Below are 20,486 nucleotides of genomic sequence, written 5' to 3'. Positions count from 1 at the left end.
CAAAGAGGAAACCAGGGGAAGCAGACGCAGTTCACATCTACCGCACCGCTTCGAACTCATGGCCCAGGGCCAGGCAGTGACTCAACCATTCACCGAGGAACACATTGAGCTGTGCTTTCTCATCGGGCTGGTGCATGAACACGTTCGGGTAAGGGTAGATGCTGCGAAAGCGCCGCGCATGTTCGGCGCTGATCACTTCGGCCATGCGTGCGTCGTGGTACACCTGCACTTCCAGTTGCGGCACCGGCAGCCACGGCAGGCTGTGCTCCTGGCGCACGCGCAGGGTAGTGGTGTACGGGCAATTGACGATGACTTCCAGGGTCAGCACGCCAAGCATCTGGTCGCCATGGGTCACGCCGATGCGCCTGGCCGCCGGGGCGTGGCGCATGTCGGGGAGCAGACGCATCAACCGCGCATAGTTGGCCTCGCAGGCTGCTTGCAGCCCGATCAGGTCGACGCGATAACGTTCCCGTGCCTTTACTGCCATAACCCCCTCACTTCCGCGCGATTAAGCGCAAGCCATTGCAGGGCGATGATGCTGGCTGCGTTGGAAATCCTGCCGTCGCGCACCGCTTGCAGGGCGTCTTCAAAAGCCCAGACGGTGACGCGGATGTCTTCTGCCTCTTCTTCCAGTCCATGGACGCCACCGGCGCCCGAGCTGTCGCAACGGCCCAGGAACAAGTGGACAAATTCGGTACTGCCGCCAGGCGATGGGAAATATTTGGTGATCGGCCACAGCGCGGAGAATGTCAGCCCAGCTTCCTCCTCGGCTTCGCGGTGTGCAACCTCCTCCGGCTCCTCATCCTTGTCGATCAGGCCGGCGACCATCTCGATCAGCCAGGGGTTGTCGGTACGGCCCAGGGCGCCGACGCGGAACTGTTCGATCAACACCACTTCGTCGCGCTGGGGGTCGTAGGGCAATACACACACGGCGTCATGACGAACGAAAACTTCGCGGTTGATCACACGGCTCATGCCACCGTCGAATTTTTCATGGCGCAATTGCACCCGATCAAGCTTGTAGAAGCCCTGATAGGCATTGTCGCGCTGAACAATCTCGACCGCGCTCGGCGTCGATTTCGCTGTATCCGTCATATCCTGCCTCGTTAAGCCTGTGCAATTCGCGCCATCCTAACGCGCTCGCGCCCGTTGGTGCAGCCCCTTTCCAGTTGCCGGGATAGACGGCGAACGTCAAACTCACTCTATTCAGCTTAGTGGCGAACTGACGGCCATGCCGGTAGTCGAACCTGCACAATTTCGCTCTTATCGATAGACGAAGGACATCCATGTCGCTTTTAAAAATCGCCTCCGTGGCCTGCATCGCACTGACCCTCGGCGCCTGTCAAAGCCTGTTCCAACCCAGCTGGCGCACGCCGCTGGAAGCCACCCGCGACACCACCGAGCAAAGCCAGGCCGGTTGTGCCAGCGCCGATTGCCCACTGGTGAACATCGACACCGTGCACTTCGCCAAGGAGCCCAAGCTGGACGCCCTGATCGAACAGCGCCTGCTGGAAATGACCCGCACCAACGCGAACGACCCGCTGCCGACCAGCCTTGAGACCTATCGCGAGCAATTCCTGCGCACCGCCGCGCCGCGCAACAGCATGTACTTGCAGGCCAAGGTACGTGAGCAGCATGACGGCTTGGTGATCATCGAGCTGTCCAGCTACCTGGACCAGGGCGTTACCCACGGCGAGCCGGGCCGCGGGTTCATCAACTATTCGCGCCAGCAACAAAAGGCCCTGACGTTGACCGACATGCTGCTGCCCGGCAAAGAGGACGCGTTCTGGAAAGCCGCCCAGGTGGCCCACAACAGCTGGCTGATCAGCACCCGCCTGAGCCTGGAACCGGAGTTCGTGAAGACCTACCCCTTCCAGAAAACCCCGAACGTGGCACTGACCTACGGTGGGGTGATCCTCAAGTACCCCACCTCCACCATCGCGCCTTACGCCCTGGGCCACGTCGAGTTGCAAATCCCCTACTCGCGCCTGGACGGTATCCTCAAGCCTGAATGGGTGCCTGCGCGCCGCTGAACACGCGCCCGAGGATGAACTGCAACAGCCCTGCCAGCAGCAGCGCCGGCAGGGTTGCGCCGAGATCCGGATACAGGTTGGCCAGCAGGTGGTAAGTGCCGATGCCCCCCAACCACGCCAGCAGCGCCGGCCAACGCAGAGCGGCGACCAGACCCGGGCCACGACGGCGCAGAATGAAGTGATCCACCAGCACCACGCCGAACAGCGGCGCAAACACCGAACCGATCAGCAGCAGGAAATTCTGGTACTGGGCCAAAGGCGCGAAGCAGGCGATCAGCGTACAGATCACGCCAATCGCCAGGGCCAGGTGCTCGACTTTCAGGCGCAATAGGATGCCGCTGGACACCGCCGCCGAGTGAATATCGGCAAAGGCGTTTTCCGACTCATCCAGCAGGATCAGCAACAGCGGAATCCCCAGGCCCGCACCGGCCAAGGCCAACAGCAGCGCATTCACTTCAGCGCTTGGCGCAAACGCCAGGGTGTAGGCCACGCCCAGGCTCATCAGCCAGAAATTACCGATGAAAAAGCCCAGCGCGGTGCCGCCGAATACGCTTTTGGCGCGCTTGCCGAAGCGTGAGTAATCGGCAATCAGCGGCAGCCACGACAGCGGCATGGCGATGGCAATGTCGAAACCCACCGCAAACGGCATCGAGCCATCGCCGGCCTGGGCCCACAGTGCGCCAAGATCGGCCTTGGCGAACAGGTTCCAGGTCAGCCACAGGCATGCGGCGAGCAGCAGCCAGATGCCCCATTTGCGCAGGATCTGGCGCACAAAGGTCAGCGGCCCACTGACGGCCAGCAAGGTCGCCAGGCCACCGAAAAACAGCGTCCACAACAACGGACTGGCCAGCAGGCTGCCTTCGCTGAACGCCCGCGTACCCAACAGGCTGGCGGCGTCGCGCATCACGATGATTTCGAACGAGCCCCAGCCGATCAGTTGCAGCAGGTTGAGCAACGCCGGCAGGCTCGCGCCCTTGGCGCCGAGGCTGAGTTTCAGCGCGGCCATGGCAGACAGGCCGGTGTCGCTACCGATCACGCCGACGGCGGCCAGCAGCAACACGCCAACCAGGGTGCCGAGGAAGATCGCCAGCAGCGAGCCGGACAGGCCCAGGCCCGGTGCGAGCAAGGCGCCGGTTTGCAGGACCATCAGGCCGATGCCGAGGGAGAACCACAGGGAGAACAAGTCGCGGGCGCCGAAGACTCGTTTGTCGCTCGGCACGGCTATATCAGGGGAGTAGGTACTCGGTTGAATGCTCAAGGGTGTTATCTCTGAGGGGCATTTTTTGTTTGGGAGATTGCTTTCGCGAGCAAGCCCGCTCCCACATTTTGAACTGTGAATACATTCAAAATGTGGGAGCGGGCTTGCTCGCGAAGAGGCCGGTACAGGCACCTCCAATCCCGGATCAGACCTTCTTGTACAACTGGCTACCTTCCTGCTTGAACCGCTCGGCCTGCTCCGCCAAGCCCTTGGCCACCTCCACATCCACCGCGTCAATGCGCTGGTTGGCCGCGTACTCACGCACTTCCTGGGTAATCTTCATCGAGCAGAACTTCGGCCCGCACATCGAGCAGAAATGCGCGACCTTGGCCGAATCCTTCGGCAGCGTTTCATCGTGGTACGAACGCGCGGTGTCCGGGTCCAGGCCGAGGTTGAACTGGTCCTCCCAACGGAATTCGAAGCGCGCCTTGCTCAGGGCGTTATCACGGATCTGCGCGCCCGGATGGCCTTTCGCGAGGTCAGCCGCATGCGCGGCGATCTTGTAGGTGATGATCCCGGTCTTCACGTCATCCTTGTTCGGCAGGCCCAAGTGCTCCTTCGGCGTGACGTAGCAAAGCATCGCGCAGCCGAACCAGCCGATCATCGCCGCACCGATGCCCGAGGTGATGTGGTCGTAACCCGGCGCAATGTCGGTGGTCAGCGGGCCGAGGGTGTAGAACGGCGCTTCGTCGCAGCATTCGAGCTGCTTGTCCATGTTCTCCTTGATCAACTGCATCGGCACGTGGCCAGGGCCTTCGATCATGGTTTGCACGTCGTGCTTCCAGGCGGTCTTGGTCAGCTCGCCAAGGGTTTCCAGCTCGCCGAATTGCGCGGCATCGTTGGCATCGGCAATCGAGCCTGGGCGCAGGCCGTCGCCGAGGGAGAAGCTGACGTCATAGGCCTTCATGATTTCGCAGATTTCGTCGAAATGCGTGTAGGTGAAGTTCTCTTTGTGGTGCGCCAGGCACCACTTGGCCATGATCGAGCCGCCACGGGAGACGATGCCAGTGACACGCTTGGCGGTCAGCGGCACGTAGCGCAGCAACACGCCGGCGTGGATGGTGAAGTAATCGACGCCTTGCTCGGCCTGCTCCACCAGGGTGTCGCGGAACAGCTCCCAGGTCAGGTCCTCGGCGGCACCGCCAACTTTTTCCAGGGCCTGGTAGATCGGCACGGTGCCGATTGGTACTGGCGAGTTGCGGATGATCCACTCGCGGGTTTCGTGGATGTGCTTACCGGTGGACAAGTCCATCACGGTGTCCGAACCCCAGCGAATGCCCCAGGTCAGTTTCGCCACTTCTTCTTCGATGGACGAACCCAGGGCGCTGTTGCCGATGTTGCCGTTGATCTTCACCAGGAAGTTACGGCCGATGATCATCGGTTCCAGTTCGGTGTGGTTGATGTTGGCCGGGATGATCGCGCGGCCACGGGCGATTTCTTCGCGCACGAACTCAGGCGTGATGATCTTCGGCACGCTGGCGCCGAAACTGTGGCCGGCGTGTTGCTGGTCGAGCAGGCCAGTGGCGCGGGCTTCTTCGAGCTTCATGTTTTCGCGGATGGCAACGTACTCCATCTCGGCGGTGATGATGCCTTTGCGCGCGTAGTGCATCTGCGTAACGTTGGCGCCGGCCTTGGCGCGGCGTGGGTTCTTCACGTGGGCGAAGCGCAGTGCGGTCAGCTCGGCATCGCTGAGGCGCTGTTGGCCGAAGTGCGAGCTGAGGCCCGGCAGGCGTTCGGTGTCGCCACGCACTTCGATCCACGGCGAGCGCACGTCGCCCAGGCCTTTGCGCACATCGATGATCACGTTGGGGTCGGTGTAGGGGCCGGAGGTGTCGTAGACGGTGACCGGCGCGTTGATCTCACCGCCGAAATCGGTGGGGGTCACGTCCAGGCTGATCTCGCGCATCGGCACGCGGATGTCCGGGCGGGAGCCCTGTACGTAGATTTTCTGCGAGCGGGTAAAGGGTTGCACGGAGCCGGAATCAACCTTGGCCGATTCACTCAGGTGCACGGTGTTTTTTGGTTTTGTACTCATCACGGGCTCTCCAACTCTTTATCCAGGCGGTGGATTTTTGTCGGAGCGAACCTGTGACGGACGGACGCACTGGAACCAGTGCTGTGCTTGGCGCACGAGGGCTGTTCGATTGTCGAACAGCATCCCGGACGAAGCACAAGAGGACTCGCCGGGTGACGAGAAATCTTGTTCCCTACGCAGGCGCTAACCTGATCAGGTTCAACGGGATCCGGTATTTACCGATCTCAGCCTTCCAACAAGGCACCCCGACAAGAACGCGGCCAGTCTAGACCATGGCGTAGGCAAATTGCCAATGGCGGTGCATTCAGCATGATGAATGGCGCAATTGCAGGATTGTTGTGCCGTGATCGCGCCACTACACTCGGTACGGCTCCAAGGCTTGACGCTCTGAAGCTGCGGCCGTAGCCTTGGCCGACAAATTATCGCCGTAATATTTGATCAGGGAACGCCTCATGCTGCGCAAACTCTCACTGGCTCTTGCCGTGTCTTGTGCGACCAATGGAATGGTTTGGGCAGCAGAAGCGCCCTTGTCCGCCAACACTGACTTGGTCAGCGTCTACCAGGAAGCGGTAAACAACAACGCTGACCTGGCGGCCGCCCGCGCCCAATACGGCGCGCAAAAAGAAGTGGTGCCACAGGCCCGCGCCGGTTTGCTGCCGAACCTGTCGGCCGGTGCCGACAGCAACAACGTGCGCACCCAGCTCTCGCAGCCATCAGGCACTGCCAATCGCGATGCGCATTCGTGGCGCGCGACCTTGAGCCAGCCGCTGTTCCGCGCCGACCGCTGGTTCCAGCTGCAAGCCGCCGAAGCCGTCAACGAACAGGCCGCGCTGCAACTCTCGGCCACCGAACAGAACCTGATCCTGCAAAGCGCCGAAAACTACTTCGCCGTGCTGCGCGCCCAGGACAACCTGGCCTCCACCAAGGCCGAGGAAAATGCCTTCAAGCGCCAGCTGGACCAGTCCAACGAACGCTTCGACGTCGGCCTGTCGGACAAGACCGACGTGCTGCAATCCCAGGCCAGCTACGACACTGCCCGCGCCAACCGCATCCTCGCCCAGCGCCAGGTGGAAGACGCGTTCGAAGCGCTGATCACCCTGACCAATCGCCAGTACAACTCGATTCAGGGCATCGTCCACACCCTGCCGGTACTGCCGCCGCTGCCGAACGACGCCAAATCCTGGGTCGAAACCGCCGGGCGCCAAAACCTGAACCTGCTGGCCAGCAACTACGCTGTCACCGCCGCCGAAGAAACCCTCAAGCAGCGCAAGGCCGGCCACGCGCCGACCCTCGACGCCGTGGCGCAGTACGAAAAAGGCGATAACGATGCGCTCGGCTTCAGCAACCCCAACCAGTTGCCGGTGCCGTACGGCGGCGATGTGTCCCAACGCACCATTGGCCTGCGCCTGAGCATCCCGCTCTACAGCGGCGGGCTGACCAGCTCGCAAGTGCGCGAATCCTATTCGCGCCTGGACCAGACCGAGCAGCAACGCGAAGGCCTGCGCCGCCAGGTGGTGGAAAACACACGCAACCTGCACCGCGCGGTGAACACCGATGTGGAACAGGTGCAGGCGCGTCGCCAGTCGATCATCTCCAACCAGAGCGCGGTGGAAGCCACGGAGATCGGCTATCAGGTGGGTACGCGCAATATCGTCGATGTGCTGGATTCGCAGCGCCAGCTGTACTCGTCGGTGCGCAACTACAACAACAGCCGCTATGACTACATCCTCGACAACCTGCGCTTGAAGCAGGCGGCGGGGACGTTGAACCCGGGGGATTTGCAGGATCTGGCGCGTTATCTGAAGGCGGACTACAACCCGGACCGCGACTTCCTGCCGCCGGATTTGGCCAAGGCTGCTGCCGAGCAGCTAAAAGCCCGACCGGGATATTGATAACACTGCAAAACCAATGTGGGAGCTGGCTTGTGTGGGAGCGGGCTTGCTCGCGAAGGCGGTGTATCAGTCGCCACATGTGCAGGCTGACCCACCGCTTTCGCGAGCAAGCCCGCTCCCACATTTGACCTCTATTGTCAGTGGGTGATGAGTCTGCTCAAACCATCCAGCAAACGCTTCAAAGCACCTTGGTTCGCCTGCATCACCTTGAGCCCCGCCTGCCCCATCCTGCGCGCATCCTGCGGCAACTCGAACAACTGCCGCACCGCCTCAGCCAACCCTTGGGCATCATCCACCTGCCGCAACGCCCCGCCTTCACGCATCATCGCGGTGATTTCGAGGAAGTTGAATACGTGCGGCCCCATGATCACCGGCTTGGCCAACGCCGCCGGCTCCAGCGGGTTATGCCCACCAGTCGCCACCAGGCTGCCGCCGACAAAGGCACTGTCGGCCAAGGCATACAGAAACAGCAATTCGCCCATGGTATCGCCGAGCAACACCGAGGTTTGCGAGGTGACGGGATCGCCCGTGGAACGGCGCACCGTGGCGAATCCCTGTTGCCCACACAACTCGAACATTGGCCCGAAACGCTCCTGATGGCGCGGCACCAGGATCAATAACGCATTGGGATAGCTGTCGAGCAACTGGCGATGGGCGGCGAGCACCACTTCATCTTCGCCTTCGTGGGTACTGGCGGCGATCCACACCGGACGCTCACTGGCGCCCCATTGTTCGCGCAAAGCGGCGGCGCGCTGCGGCAGTTCGGGGTCGACGGTCAGGTCGAACTTGATCGAGCCGGTCACTTCAACGGCTTGCGGATGCGCACCGAGGCTTAAAAAGCGCTGGGCTTCGGTTTGCGTCTGAACGGCCAACAGACTCATCTCTGCCAGCATCGGCGCGGTGAGCTTGGCGAAACGCCCGTAACCCTTGGCCGAGCGTGCCGACAGCCGCCCGTTGGCCAACGCCACGGGAATACCGCGCAGGGCACAGGCGTGGATGTGGTTGGGCCACAACTCGGTTTCCATGATCACCGCCAGCTTCGGCTGCACGCGATCAAGAAAGCGCTTGGCGGCGCAAGGCAAATCATAGGGCAGGTAGCAGTGTTGGATGCGCGGCTCGTTGGCGAACAGCGCCTGGATGCGCTCGGAACCCGTGGGCGTCATGCAGGTCACGGTGATCACAAGCGTCGGATAACGCTCCAGCAACCCGCGCACCATGGGCGCGGCGGCGATGCTCTCGCCCACCGACACCGCATGCACCCAGATCCCGCCCGGCTGTAACACCGGCAAGCCATAGGAGAAACGTTCGCTCACCCGCTTGGCATAGGCCGGGGCCTTGCGCGCGCGCAGCCACAGACGTAAAGCCACCAACGGCAGCGCCAGGTAAAACAGACAGCTGTAGAGAGTTCTATTCATGGCGGCGGAGTTTATCGGCTTTTTCAGTCAATCGCCCGTAGACACTCGGCAAAACGTTCCGCCAGAAAACGTGCGGCCGGGCCGAGGGGCTCGTCACGGCGCCAGACCAACTCCACCACCAACGCTGGCGGGGTCCATTCACTGTCGAGTTCGACCATCTGGTTCTGGTAGGTCGGGTATTGCACCACATGCCGCGGCAGCCAGGCCCAGCCGAGGCCACGGGTCAGCCATTCGGCCAGCACGTAAAAGCTGTCGGCACGCCACACCTGTGGGCTGGCAGCTTCGCTGCCGGGGTAGACGCTGGTCTGGGTCGACATCAGCAGTTGGCGGTATTGCGCGAGGCCCTGGCAGTCCACGGTTTTCTGCCGAGCCAACGGGTGATTGCGCCCGCAGACGGTGACCATTTCCACCCTGCCGACCACCCGCCGCTCCAGCGCCTCGGGGATCTGATCGTGATAGAACAACATGCCCAGGTCGGCCTTGCGCTCCACCAGCTTGCGTGCGACATCGCCTTGGGCGGCGCTGGAAATCTGCACTTCCAGGTTGGGAAACTGCCCGGCCAATGCATCCAGGCTGTCCAGCACCGGCTGATACAGCATCGCCTCATCCTGGGCCAGGCGCAGGCAGGCTTCTTCGCCGCGCATCAACGACAGCGCCCGGCCGTTGAGGCGCTCGCATTGGCGCAGCACTTCCCGGGCTTCTTCAAGCAACACCGTGCCGGCCTCGGTCAGGCGCGGTTGGCGGCCGCTACTACGCTCGAACAGGCTGACGCCCAGGTCGGCCTCCAGCAGCGCAACCCCATTACTCACCGCCGACTGCGCCTTGCGCTGCCCGCGCGCCACCGCCGAAAACGAACGCTGCTCGGCGACGCTGACAAACAGGCGCATCTGTTCCAGGTTCCATTGCACGCTCATGCTTCAACCCATCTCCAATTCAGATAGGTAATGACTTTACCCCATCTGGCCAAGCCCTAAAATGGCGACATTATCAAACGCGCTTCACACCGAGGATTACCCATGAACCCTGCCTACTACTACCTGGCCATCGCCATCTGCTCGGAAGTGATCGCCACTGTTTCGATGAAAGCCATCAAGGGCTGGAGCACACCTATCCCACTGCTACTGGTGATCGTCGGCTACGGCGTGGCGTTCTGGATGCTGACCCTGGTGGTGCGCACCGTGCCGGTGGGCGTGGCCTACGCGGTGTGGGCCGGGATGGGCATCGTGATGGTGAGCGTCGCAGCGCTGTTCATCTACGGGCAGAAACTCGACCTGCCGGCGATGCTCGGCATGGGCCTGATTGTGCTGGGTGTGGTGGTGATCCAGTTGTTTTCGAAAACCGCCGGGCACTGACCACCACGCAACAGCCTGTATACTGCGCCTCTTGTCTTGAACACTGAGGTCGCCCATGCCATCCGTTATTTCCACCGACGTCCTGATTGTCGGCGCCGGGGTTGCCGGCCTCTGGCTGAATGCGCGCCTGCGCCGCCAGGGGTTTTCCACGGTATTGGTGGAAAACGCTACCCTGGGTGGCGGGCAAAGCGTGAAGTCCCAAGGGATCATCCACGGCGGCGCGAAATACGCCCTGCACGGCGCCCTCACCGGCGCCTCCGAAGCCATCGCCGACATGCCGCGCCGCTGGCGTGAAGCCTTGGCGGGCAATGGCGAGCTGGACCTGACCGGCGTGCGCGTGCTCTCCCAGGCCCATTACCTGTGGTCCCCCGGCACGCTCGCCGGCAACCTCACCAGCTTCTTCGCCAGCAAGGCCGTGCGCGGCCGTGTCGACCAGGTCAAGGGCGACGACCTGCCCCCAGCCCTGCAAGATCGCCGCTTCAAGGGCAAGGTCTATCGCCTGGCCGAACTCGTGGTGGACGTCCCCAGTGTGATCGAACGCCTGGCCCAATTGGCCGGCGACGGCTTGCTCGCCGGGCAGCACATCGAGCCGCTGCTGGACGGCAACAAGCTGGTGGGCCTGAAGGTGGATGGCCGCGAGATCCGTGCCCAGCGCATCGTGCTGAGCGCCGGTGGCGGCACCGCCGACCTGCTGACCAGCCTGGGCTTGAGCAAGCCGGCGATGCAAAAACGCCCGCTGCACATGATCATCGCCAAAGGCCCCGGCCTGAAGCCGCTGTACGCCCACTGCCTGGGCGGCGGCACCAAGCCGCGCCTCACCGTGACCACCCACCCGGCCGCCGATGGCAACTGGGTCTGGTACATGGGCGGCGACATTGCCGAGGCCGATGGCGTGGCACGTACGCCTGAAGAACAGATCGCAACGGCGCAAAAAGAACTGGCGCAATTGCTACCGTGGATCGACATGAGCCAGACCCAATGGGCCACCCTGCGCGTCGACCGCGCCGAGCCGCTGCAAACGGGTCTGAGCCGCCCCGACAACGCCTTCGTGTTTGAGGACGGCCGCCTGCTGGTAGGCTGGCCGACCAAACTGGCACTGGCGCCGGACTTCGCCGACCGGGTGATCAACAGCTTCGAACGTGATGGCATCCGTCCAGCCGCCAGCGAGCCGCTGCCCGAGCTGCCAAAGCCCGCTATCGGCGTACCGGCCTGGGAGCAACTGCTGCCATGAGCCTGCCGACCTTGCACGACCTGCATCGCCCCCTGGGCAGCACCGGCCTGCTGGTGTCGCCGCTGGGCCTGGGCACCGTCAAGCTGGGCCGTGACCAGGGGGTTAAATACCCCAACGGCTTCCAGATTCCAGATGACGACGCAGCCCGGATGCTGCTGCGTCAGGCCCAGCAATTGGGCATCAACCTGATCGACACCGCACCCGCCTACGGCCGCAGCGAAGAGCGCCTGGGCCCGCTGCTGCGCGGCCAGCGCAAGGACTGGGTGATTGTCAGCAAGGTCGGCGAGGAATTCGACAATGGCGTGTCCCGCCACGATTTCAGCGCGGCCCACACTCGACTGTCGATTGAACGCAGCTTGAAACGACTGGAAACGGATTTTATCGACCTGGTGCTGGTGCACTCCGACGGCAACGACCTGCATATCCTCAACGACTGCGAGGTCTACCAGACCCTCGCCGAGCTGAAACAGGAAGGCAAGATCCGCGGTTTCGGTTTTTCCGGGAAAACCGTCGAAGGCGGCGTGAAGGCTCTGGAGCAGGGCGATTGCGCGATGGTCACCTACAATTTGAACGAACAGGCCGAGAAAGCCGTCATTGACTATGCGGCCGCCCACGGCAAAGGCATCCTGGTGAAAAAAGCCCTGGCCAGTGGCCACGTTTGCCTGGAGCCTGGAATGGATCCAATACGTGCCAGTTTCATGCTGTTGTTTGCGCAAACGGGCGTTGCCAGTGCTATTGTCGGGACCATCAATCCGCTGCACCTGGCCCATAACGTGGCGACCGCTGCCCAGGTTATTCGTCAACTCTGATGCCGCCGACGCGGCCGACCCAGTCGCAAGCAGGAGCCGACATGGCGCGCACGCTCATACGAAAAAACCCCAGCAACTTCAAGACACTGCCGCTGCACGTCGAAGCCACCCCCGAAGGACTGAACTACCAGAGCGTCGGCATGCCGCTCAACTTCGCCCAGACCCTGCAACGGCGCAAGCCGGTGGAGGTGGCCGACCCCGAGCGTTTCGTGCTGGAACTGGCGAACCTCGGCGTGTCGGTACGACTGACCCTGCACTGGCAAAACAAGGACTACTGGGTGCTGGTACGCCAGCGACGCCAGGACCGTGGCGACGTGGTACTCAAGCTGATCTCCGGCTACGTCCCCGCCCACGAACTGAACCTGCCGCTGCACACCGCCATCCAGGAAATCGCCGAAGAGTGCCTGCTGGAAACGCCCGAAGGCTGGCTCGGCGGGCGCTTCAACGACACCTGGCTGCCGGCGCCCTACTCCGCCGCGCTGCATTACCGCGAAGCACTGCCGTTTCGCCTCAGCCCGCTGTCCGGCGCAGCTCGCCCGGTGCGTTGCGCGACCACTCAGCTGATCGAACGCCCACGGGCCTATGTGCACCTGCCCACGGCGTCACTGCAATTGATCTACGACTTGCGCCTGGAAGTGCCGAAGGAAGCCAAGTCCCTGAGCCTGTTCCATGTGGACGAGCGCCTGGAAGGCGACCAGTTGGTGGCGCGCCTCGACCGCCAGCGCCCGGACCTGTACCTGATGCCGTTGAAAGACGGCCAGCCGCTGGCCGAGCTGTACACCGTCAAAAAAGATCAGCTGTACCCGGCCAGTACGCGCGGGTTGTACCTGGCGGAAAGCTTCGCCCAGCAGGAAGGCTGGCTGGTGCGTGAGGAGCGGATTCGCTGGAAGGATTGGCTGCGCCAGCAAGGCTTGGCGGAGCCGGAGAAAGAATCGAAATTGAAGCGTTTGGCCCAGCGGGTGCTGCGCAAGATTACGCCGAAGAAGAAGGCCAGCAGCTAGCGGCTCCACTCCAATGCCAAGCCCGGCGCAAATCCAAATGTGGGAGCGGGCTTGCTCGCGAAAGCGGTGGATCAGCCCGCACAGGCAGAGACTGGTACACCGCCTTCGCGAGCAAGCCCGCTCCCACATTTATAATCGCGTCAGCCGTTGAGCAAGCGCTCCAGGCCGACTTTCAGAGGCGTAGGCTCGGGCAACTTGAAGCTCGCCAACAAGCGCTGATTATTCGCCCGCGAGTGACGAATATCCCCCGAACGTGCCGGCCCGTAAGTCACCGCTGGCAACTTGCCGACAATCTCTTCCAGCGCCTGCAACACCTGCTTGAGCGTCGTCGTTCGATTCCAGCCCACATTGATCGCGCCCAACGGCGCGTCCGGCGCCTCAATGGCTTGCACCAACACGTCAACCAGATCTTCCACATACATGAAGTCACGGGTCTGCTCGCCATCGCCAAACACGGCAATCGGCACGCCCTGCTGCACGCGCTCGCTGAAGATGCTGATCACTCCGGAGTACGGAGAGGACGGGTCCTGGCGTGGCCCGAAGATATTGAAGAAGCGGAAAATCACCGGCTCCAGACCGTGCTGGCGACGGTAAAAGTCGAAGTAATGCTCGCCGGCCAATTTGTCGGACGCATAGGGCGTCAACGGCGCCTTGGTGGTCTCTTCGTCAATCGAAGCACCCTCGCCATTGTTGCCGTACACCGCCGCGCTGGAGGCGAAGACCACGCGCTTCACCGCCGCTTTGCGCATGGCTTCGCACACGTTCAGCGTACCGACGAAATTGCTCTGGTGCGTGCTGACCGGGTCATCCACCGATGCCTGCACCGAGGCCACCGCCGCCAGGTGCACCACCGCCGCCGTGCCGACCGCGGCACGCGCGACCAGCTCGGCGTCGGCGACATCACCCTCCAGCAACTCGACCCGCGGATTATCCAACGGCAGGTTGCTGCGCTTGCCGGTGGACAGGTTGTCCAACACGCGCACGCCGTAGCCCTTGGCCAACAACGCATCGACCAGGTGCGAGCCGATAAAGCCCGCACCGCCGGTTATCAGGACACACTTACTCATTGTTGCGAATCTTCTCGACGATGGCCGTGGTCGAGCTGTTTTCAACCAGCCCCAGCACTTTGACCGTGCCGCCATAGGCGCTGACGATGTCGGCACCGACCACCTGGTCGACGGAGTAATCGCCGCCCTTGACCAGCACGTCCGGCTTGACCTGGGCCAGCAGGTTTTCCGGGGTACCTTCAGCAAAGCTGATCACCCAGTCCACCGCGCCCAGGCCAGCCAGGACCGCCATACGACGGTCGACACTGTTGATCGGACGGCCCGGGCCTTTGAGGCGGCTGACCGACGCGTCGTCGTTGACCGCGACGATCAGGCGATCGCCTTGGGCGCGCGCCTGTTCCAGATAGGTCACGTGGCCAGCATGCAGGATGTCGAAGCAGCCGTTGGTGAACACAATGCTTTCGTTGTGGGCACGGGCATCGTCGATCGCCAGCAGCAATTGCTCGATCCCCAGCACGCCACGCTCCGAACCTTCGGAACGCTGGATGGCGCGCCGCAGTTCCGGTGCACTGATGGCCGCCGTACCCAACTTGCCGACCACAATGCCCGCCGCCAGGTTGGCCAGGGCCACGGCGTGAGGCAGTTCTTCGCCGGCCGCAATCGAGGCGGCCAGGGTGGAGATCACGGTGTCGCCGGCGCCGGTGACGTCGAACACTTCACGGGCCCGCGCCGGCAGGTGCATCGCCGGATGATCCGGACGCAGCAGGGTCATGCCGTGCTCGCCACGGGTCACCAGCAAGGCGCCAAGGTCGAGGTCGGCCATCAATGCCGCGCCTTTGCTCACCAGCTCGTGCTCATCGGCGCAGCCGCCGACGATGGCTTCGAACTCGCTGAGGTTCGGCGTGATCAGGCTGGCACCGCGATAAATCGAGAAATCCTTGCCCTTGGGGTCGGCCAGCACCGGAATGCCCTTGGCCTTGGCGGCCTGGATCAGTGCCTGGTGGTTCTTCAAGGCGCCTTTGCCGTAATCGGACAACACCAGCACCTTGATGCCTTCGAGCAACGCATCGACCTGACCGCTGAGGGCCAGGGCGTCGGTGGCGAAGGGTTCTTCAAAATCGATCCGCAGCAATTGCTGGTGACGACTCATGACCCGCAGCTTGACGATGGTCGGCTGATGGGCAATGCGCTGGAACAGCGCACGCACGCCGGCACCGCGCAGGCTGTTGGCCAGGCTGTCGGCGGCTTCGTCATCGCCGGTCACGCCGACCAGGGAGGCCGGGGCGCCGAGGGCGGCAATATTGAGGGCAACGTTGGCAGCGCCGCCTGGACGGTCTTCGATTTGCTCGACCTTGACTACCGGTACCGGCGCCTCAGGGGAAATCCGTGAGGTACCACCATGCCAGTAACGGTCGAGCATGACATCGCCGACCACCAAGACAGGGGCTTGATCGAATCGCGGCATGGACAACTTCATGGAGCAACCCACATACAAAATGAACAGGGGCGCGATATTAGCACAGGGTGGGCGCTGCCTAGTTCGAGAGCTTTATCTGTAAGACATCCGACCGCGCAACTGCTCACTTTTTGAACAAAAACGGGGCGCATTGCGCGCCCCGGTCGGTCAGACGATGTTGGCCGTTGCCGGCTCGTCCAGCCCCATGGCGTGCAAACGCGAGTAGTAGCCACCCAGGGCCAACAAATCGGCATGGGTGCCACGCTCGACGATTTCACCGTGATCCATCACCAGGATCAGGTCAGCCTTCTCGATGGTGGACAAGCGGTGCGCAATCACCAGGGTCGTACGACCCTTCATGACCTTGTCCAGGGCGGCCTGGATATGCCGCTCGGACTCGGTGTCCAGCGCCGAGGTCGCCTCATCGAGGATCAGCAGCGGTGCGTTTTTCAGCAAGGCACGGGCAATCGCCAGACGCTGACGCTGACCGCCGGAGAGCAGCACGCCGTTTTCGCCGACTTCGGTGTCCAAGCCCTTGGGCAGCTCGGCGATGAAGTCCATGGCGTAGGCATCACGGGCAGCTTTTTCGACGTCTTCACGCGGCGCGCCGGCCAGGTCGCCGTAGGCGATGTTGTTGGCCACGGTGTCGTTGAACAGCGTCACGTGCTGGGTCACCTGGGCCACGTGGCGGCGCAGGTTGCGCAGGCGGTAGTCCTCGATTTCCACTTCATCAAGCAGGATCTCGCCGACTTCATGATGATAGAAACGCGGAATCAGCGCGGCCAGGGTGGACTTGCCACTGCCCGAACGCCCGACCAGCGCGACCATCTGGCCTGGCGCTGCGATGAAGCTGATGTTCTTGAGCACTTCGCGCTCGGTGCCGGGGTAGGTGAAGCTCAGGTTGCGCACCTCAAGGTGGCCGCTGACCCGCTCTTTTTCCACAGTGCCGGTGTCGACTTCAGGCACCACGTCCAGCTGTTCGAAGATGCTCTCGGCACCGGCGACGCCCTTCTGGATCGTCGAGCTGACTTCCGACAACTGGCGGATCGGCTTGGGCAGCAGGCCCGCAGCCGTGATATAGGCCACCAGGTCGCCGGCGGTCGCGTCACCCCGCAGGAACAGCACCAGGAACATCAGCGCCGCCATCGCGGTGTAGATCACCAATTGCAGCATGGGCGTGTAGACCGCACCGGTCTTGGTCATGCGCATCTGCTTTTCGGTGTTGCTCATGCTCGCCTTGGCGAAACGCTGCTCTTCGTAGGTCTCCCCACCGAAGCTGCGCACCACGCGATAACCCTGGATGGTTTCCGAGGCCACGTGGGTCACGTCGCCCATCGCCACCTGGATTTTCTTGCTCTGCTTGCGGAATTTCTTGCTGGTGCTGCCGACCATCATGGCAATGATCGGCAGGATCGCCAGCATCACCAGGGTCAGCTTCCAGTTCATCCACAACAGGTAGCCGAACAGGAACACCACCGTCAGGCCTTCGCGGATCACGACCTTGATCGCATCCGTGGCGGCGCCGGTGACCATGGTCACGTTGAAGGTGATGCGGGAAATCAGGTGCCCGGAGCTGTGGGTATCGAAATAGCGGTTGGGCAGGACCAGCAGTTTGTTGAACAACTGCACCCGCAAATCGTGGACCAGCCCCAGGGAGACCTTGGCCAGGTAGTAGTTGCCCAGGAAAGAGCCCAGCCCCTGCCACGCGGCGATCAGCACGATCAGCAGCGGCACGGCCATCAGCAGTTTCAGGTCCTTGAGGTACGGAACACTGGGGAAAAACACCACGTCCGGGTTGCTCAGGCCATCCACGAAGTATTTGAGAATCCCGGCCAGCATGGGCTGGGTGGATGCGAAAATCACAAACCCGATAATGCTCACGAGGAACATGCCGATGTACGGCTTCACGTATCCCAGCAGCCTGAAATAAATTTTCAGGCTGGATTCCTGTTCCGCTTTAGGCGGTGCGTCACTCATTGTTGAGCTCACTGATTAGGTAGGGCGGCAACTTTATCACAAGCGCCGGGTTTGGCCCGAGCCCAGACCGACACGCTGACCAGCGCGATCGGCAGCCAGGTGATAAACCACTCGGCACGCGGGGTGCCGGTGAGGTTGGCCGCATCGAACTGCATCGCCAGAGTGGAGAACACCCACATGCCGATGAGGCCTTTGCCGTAATGGGTGTCACGCACTTTCCAGGCTTGCCACAGCACGCCGAACCACACCGCGCACCACAGCAGCAGGCCCGGCAGGCCCAGTTCGATGGCGACGTGGGTGAACAGGTTGTGGGAATGGTCGAAGCGGAACTCATTCCAGACCACGTTGTAATTACCACCCAGGCCCAGACCGGTCCAAGGGTGCTCGCCAATCATCTGCAGCGCCGCCATGAAAATCTGCGGCCGGAACGACACGCCACGGGACAGCATCAACGATTGCATCGACACGAATACCACCACCGCCGCCACCGCTGCGGCGATCGCGATCACCGTACTGCGTCGGTCGCGGCTCCACAGCGGCATCGCCACCACGCTCAACAGCAAGGCCAGCGCGGCACCACGGCTCTGGCTCGCCACGACAAACAGGCCGAGCAGCCCGATCGCCGCCAGGAAGGCCACTTGCATCCAGCGCCCACGGGGCATCCAGTGCAGCATCCACACAGCCGCGAGACCAATGACGTACGCGCCCAGGATCGGATGGGACAGCTGCCCCAACCCTTCAAGACGAGCGTCCCAGGCATTGCCTTGAAGGCCATAGAACTTGACCATCGCCAGCAGCGACGACAACGCCAGGCCAAAGCCGCCCCACTGCATCAGGCGAACCACCTGCTCGGTGCGCCCTTGGGCAAGCACCGGCAAGAACAGCAGGAATACGCCGATATACAGCAGGCGCTTGGCTTCGCGGGAAGGGTCCTCGGCATTGGTCCACAGCAGGCTGATCAAGCCCCAGGCCGCCATTACGCCCAGCGCCAGGTAGACCCAACGCTGAGCCTGCCAGACCTGCTTGAGCTGCTCACGGGCAGACCAGGCAAACACCATGGCCGGCAGCCACAAGAACAGCGTCAGCCCCTGTTGATAGATCTTATTGGTCGGCGCAAAGGCGATTGCCAGTAAAAACCACAGCAACCCGAACCCCATCCATACTTGCGCCCAACGACTTGCCTGCATCATCCGCTCCTAATACTACGGCCAACCTGCCACCCCGGCATGGTTAAAACCCAAAACTTTCGGCATCATTGCCGACTCATGTGCCCGCGACTCCCACAAGGCTTCCTGACGATGCAATGTTCAAGGCTTCCCCAAGCCGCTCTAAACACGATGATTGAAGGCGCCAGAATCCTGGAGAAGGACAGCTATGGGCCCAAAGTCTACCTGCTGACGGACGGGAACATCCTTAAACTGTTTCGTCGCAAGCGGTTTTTTTCTTCCGCCTTGTTTCGCCCGTACTCCAAGCGTTTCATCGATAACGCGCTCGGGTTGCAACAGCGCGGCATTCCCACCCTCACCGTACTCGACAGCTTCCAGCTGGACGCGCCCGGCATGACCGCCGTGCTGTATCGCCCGCTACCGGGCGAGACGCTGCGCCAGATCGCCAACAAGGAAGGTTTTGACTGGGAGCAGAACCTGGAACCGCTGGTGACGCTGATTCGCCGCCTGCATGGCGCCGGGATCTACTTCCGCTCCCTGCACCTGGGCAACATTGTCGTGACACCGGACAACCAGATGGGCCTGATCGACGTGGCCGACCTGCGCTTCCTGCGTGCGCCGCTGAGTCCGGCGCTGGTCAAGCGCAACCTGCAGCACTTCGCCCGTTATATTGCGCGCGAGAAGCTGAACGAACGCTTTCCGATGCAAGCGCTCGAACAAGCCGTACTACCGGGGTGAGAGCAGCCGGCGGGCGGTGGCGGTGAAGTCCTGCCAGGCCTGTTCCGGCGCCAGCGCCGCCAACTGAGCCGCCACGGCGACGTGCGGGCTGGTTGAAAAAGCGCGCTCCAGCAGTTGCGTCCAGGCGTCGACAGCGTCAGCCGGTGCATACCAACCAGCGTCCGCCAATTGCTCGCGGAACACCGCCAGCTCGCTGGTCAGCACCGGCACACCGGCCATCACGGCCTCCTGCACGATCAACCCAAGCCCCTCCTCCGAAGACGGTATCGCCACCCAATCAAATGCGCGATACAGGGTCGCCGCGTCCGCCAGGTGCCCCGGCATGAAGACTTTGCCGCGCAAGCCAAGGTGCTCAATCTGCGCTTCAAGCTCCGCACGCGCAGTGCCTTCGCCAATGATCACCAAGCGCGCCTCGGGCCGACGCGAGGTCACGGCGGCAAACGCATCCAGCAAACAGGCAAAGCCCTTGCTGCCCACCAGGCGCCCCACGGCGCCCAGCACCGGAGCGTTGTCTGCGGCCAGGCCCAACTGCGCGCGGGCCTGCTCGCGGGACAGCATCGCGGCGCAAAACGCGCTGGGGTCAAAGGCGCTGCGCAGTACTGCCACCGGGCGATGCAAATCGCGTTGCAACGAGTCGGCCAGGGTCTGCGACACAGCTGCCACGGTCAGTCGGGCCTCGGAGAATTGCTCGAACAGCTTGCGATCCGTGCGACGCAGGCGTGTCATGCCGTGAAACAGCACCACAGCACGTACCTCGGGTACGGTCTTGAGCACCGGCAACAACACCCGCGCAACGCCGACGCCATCGAGCAGCACGACCTTCACGTCCTGCGGCAGCGCCCGTCGAAAACGCGCGCGCATGCGCGGCAGCAGCAACGCCCACAGGTGACGGCCCTTGAGCTGAGCCGATGAGAGATTCCATTCCAGCGCCCCATCTCCAGCTTGTGCACCGCCCTGAAGCAGCCAGGTATGCACGGCTGCACCGCAGTCGACGCTGCCAAGCACTTGCTGATGAACCTTCTGCACGGAAGCGAATGCAGTACCACCGGCCCACATGACGTTGAGGATGCTCATTGAATAATACGAACCTTCTGCGGTGTTCTGGAGGCGTGCATG

At 62.6% G+C, this 20,486-nt stretch carries 18 protein-coding genes and 1 riboswitch; of the genes, 7 read left to right on the top strand and 11 right to left on the bottom strand.

From position 1 onward, the window contains the following. Positions 1–37: 37 nt before the first annotated feature. Both LIY36_RS10135 and LIY36_RS10130 read right to left on the bottom strand, forming a co-directional pair. Positions 38–487, bottom strand: coding sequence for a DUF1249 domain-containing protein (locus LIY36_RS10135; RefSeq protein WP_017734937.1), 450 nt, complete (start codon positions 485–487; stop codon positions 38–40). Next, on the bottom strand, positions 478–1,095 hold the full coding sequence (locus tag LIY36_RS10130) for an NUDIX domain-containing protein (RefSeq protein ID WP_192298265.1): 618 nt from the start codon (positions 1,093–1,095) through the stop codon (positions 478–480). The genes LIY36_RS10135 and LIY36_RS10130 overlap by 10 nt, the downstream gene beginning before the upstream one ends. 191 nt (positions 1,096–1,286) lie before the next feature. Between LIY36_RS10130 and LIY36_RS10125 the strand changes: the two genes are divergently transcribed. Further along, positions 1,287–2,033 (top strand): RsiV family protein, encoded by a 747-nt coding sequence (locus tag LIY36_RS10125; protein ID WP_192298266.1) that lies wholly within the window; start codon positions 1,287–1,289, stop codon positions 2,031–2,033. Here LIY36_RS10125 and cytX read toward each other — a convergent pair. Continuing rightward, positions 2,002–3,291: a putative hydroxymethylpyrimidine transporter CytX gene (gene cytX / locus LIY36_RS10120; RefSeq protein WP_226455591.1), complete on the bottom strand. Its 1,290-nt coding sequence runs from the start codon at positions 3,289–3,291 to the stop codon at positions 2,002–2,004. The genes LIY36_RS10125 and cytX overlap by 32 nt on opposite strands. Before the next feature lie 145 nt (positions 3,292–3,436). Next, positions 3,437–5,326, bottom strand: coding sequence for a phosphomethylpyrimidine synthase ThiC (thiC, locus tag LIY36_RS10115; RefSeq protein WP_192298267.1), 1,890 nt, complete (start codon positions 5,324–5,326; stop codon positions 3,437–3,439). A gap of 152 nt (positions 5,327–5,478) precedes the next feature. Further along, positions 5,479–5,584, bottom strand: a riboswitch (TPP riboswitch). A 194-nt stretch (positions 5,585–5,778) separates the two neighbouring features. Here thiC and LIY36_RS10110 point away from each other — a divergent pair. After that, positions 5,779–7,218, top strand: a complete 1,440-nt coding sequence (locus LIY36_RS10110) for a TolC family outer membrane protein (RefSeq protein ID WP_192298268.1) — start codon at positions 5,779–5,781, stop codon at positions 7,216–7,218. A 137-nt stretch (positions 7,219–7,355) separates the two neighbouring features. On the opposite strand, the gene waaA is transcribed toward LIY36_RS10110, so the two are convergent. Both waaA and LIY36_RS10100 read right to left on the bottom strand, forming a co-directional pair. Next, positions 7,356–8,633 (bottom strand): lipid IV(A) 3-deoxy-D-manno-octulosonic acid transferase, encoded by a 1,278-nt coding sequence (waaA, locus tag LIY36_RS10105; protein ID WP_226455590.1) that lies wholly within the window; start codon positions 8,631–8,633, stop codon positions 7,356–7,358. Between the two features lie 23 nt (positions 8,634–8,656). Beyond that, a complete protein-coding gene (locus LIY36_RS10100) occupies positions 8,657–9,547 on the bottom strand; it encodes a LysR family transcriptional regulator (RefSeq protein ID WP_226455589.1) in 891 nt (296 codons plus the stop codon). A 102-nt stretch (positions 9,548–9,649) separates the two neighbouring features. Between LIY36_RS10100 and LIY36_RS10095 the strand changes: the two genes are divergently transcribed. Genes LIY36_RS10095 through LIY36_RS10080 form a run of 4 tightly spaced genes read left to right on the top strand, consistent with a single transcriptional unit; the run spans position 9,650 to position 13,026 of the window. Further along, positions 9,650–9,985: a DMT family transporter gene (locus tag LIY36_RS10095; RefSeq protein ID WP_192298271.1), complete on the top strand. Its 336-nt coding sequence runs from the start codon at positions 9,650–9,652 to the stop codon at positions 9,983–9,985. A 55-nt stretch (positions 9,986–10,040) separates the two neighbouring features. Continuing rightward, complete coding sequence (locus LIY36_RS10090; RefSeq protein ID WP_192298272.1) at positions 10,041–11,216, top strand: NAD(P)/FAD-dependent oxidoreductase; 1,176 nt, start codon at positions 10,041–10,043, stop codon at positions 11,214–11,216. Continuing rightward, positions 11,213–12,025 (top strand): aldo/keto reductase, encoded by an 813-nt coding sequence (locus tag LIY36_RS10085; RefSeq protein WP_192298273.1) that lies wholly within the window; start codon positions 11,213–11,215, stop codon positions 12,023–12,025. The genes LIY36_RS10090 and LIY36_RS10085 overlap by 4 nt, the downstream gene beginning before the upstream one ends. Before the next feature lie 41 nt (positions 12,026–12,066). Further along, a complete protein-coding gene (locus LIY36_RS10080) occupies positions 12,067–13,026 on the top strand; it encodes a metal ABC transporter ATPase (RefSeq protein WP_226455588.1) in 960 nt (319 codons plus the stop codon). Between the two features lie 140 nt (positions 13,027–13,166). Here LIY36_RS10080 and LIY36_RS10075 read toward each other — a convergent pair whose 3' ends face one another. The 4 genes from LIY36_RS10075 to LIY36_RS10060 form a co-directional block, all read right to left on the bottom strand. After that, entirely contained in the window at positions 13,167–14,093 is a 927-nt protein-coding gene (locus tag LIY36_RS10075; RefSeq protein ID WP_226455587.1) for an NAD-dependent epimerase/dehydratase family protein, read from the bottom strand. Next, a complete protein-coding gene (hldE, locus tag LIY36_RS10070; RefSeq protein WP_192298276.1) occupies positions 14,086–15,510 on the bottom strand; it encodes a bifunctional D-glycero-beta-D-manno-heptose-7-phosphate kinase/D-glycero-beta-D-manno-heptose 1-phosphate adenylyltransferase HldE in 1,425 nt (474 codons plus the stop codon). The genes LIY36_RS10075 and hldE overlap by 8 nt, the downstream gene beginning before the upstream one ends. Before the next feature lie 147 nt (positions 15,511–15,657). Further along, positions 15,658–17,466, bottom strand: coding sequence for a lipid A export permease/ATP-binding protein MsbA (gene msbA / locus LIY36_RS10065; RefSeq protein WP_192298277.1), 1,809 nt, complete (start codon positions 17,464–17,466; stop codon positions 15,658–15,660). Positions 17,467–17,474: 8 nt separating this feature from the next. Continuing rightward, a complete protein-coding gene (locus LIY36_RS10060) occupies positions 17,475–18,653 on the bottom strand; it encodes an O-antigen ligase family protein (protein ID WP_226455586.1) in 1,179 nt (392 codons plus the stop codon). 150 nt (positions 18,654–18,803) lie between these two features. Here LIY36_RS10060 and LIY36_RS10055 point away from each other — a divergent pair, with 150 nt between their 5' ends. Then, positions 18,804–19,370 carry a toluene tolerance protein gene (locus tag LIY36_RS10055; protein WP_192298279.1) on the top strand — a complete coding sequence of 189 codons (567 nt, stop codon included), beginning with the start codon at positions 18,804–18,806 and terminating at the stop codon, positions 19,368–19,370. On the opposite strand, the gene LIY36_RS10050 is transcribed toward LIY36_RS10055, so the two are convergent. Then, entirely contained in the window at positions 19,359–20,444 is a 1,086-nt protein-coding gene (locus LIY36_RS10050) for a glycosyltransferase (protein ID WP_226455585.1), read from the bottom strand. The two genes, LIY36_RS10055 and LIY36_RS10050, sit on opposite strands and share 12 nt — an antisense overlap. Positions 20,445–20,486: the final 42 nt, after the last annotated feature.

The organism is Pseudomonas sp. AF03-9, assembly GCF_020515815.1.
Taxonomy (GTDB): Bacteria; Pseudomonadota; Gammaproteobacteria; order Pseudomonadales; family Pseudomonadaceae; genus Aquipseudomonas.
Note: the sequence above shows the minus strand (reverse complement) of the source record. Positions and strands in the feature narration are given on the sequence as shown.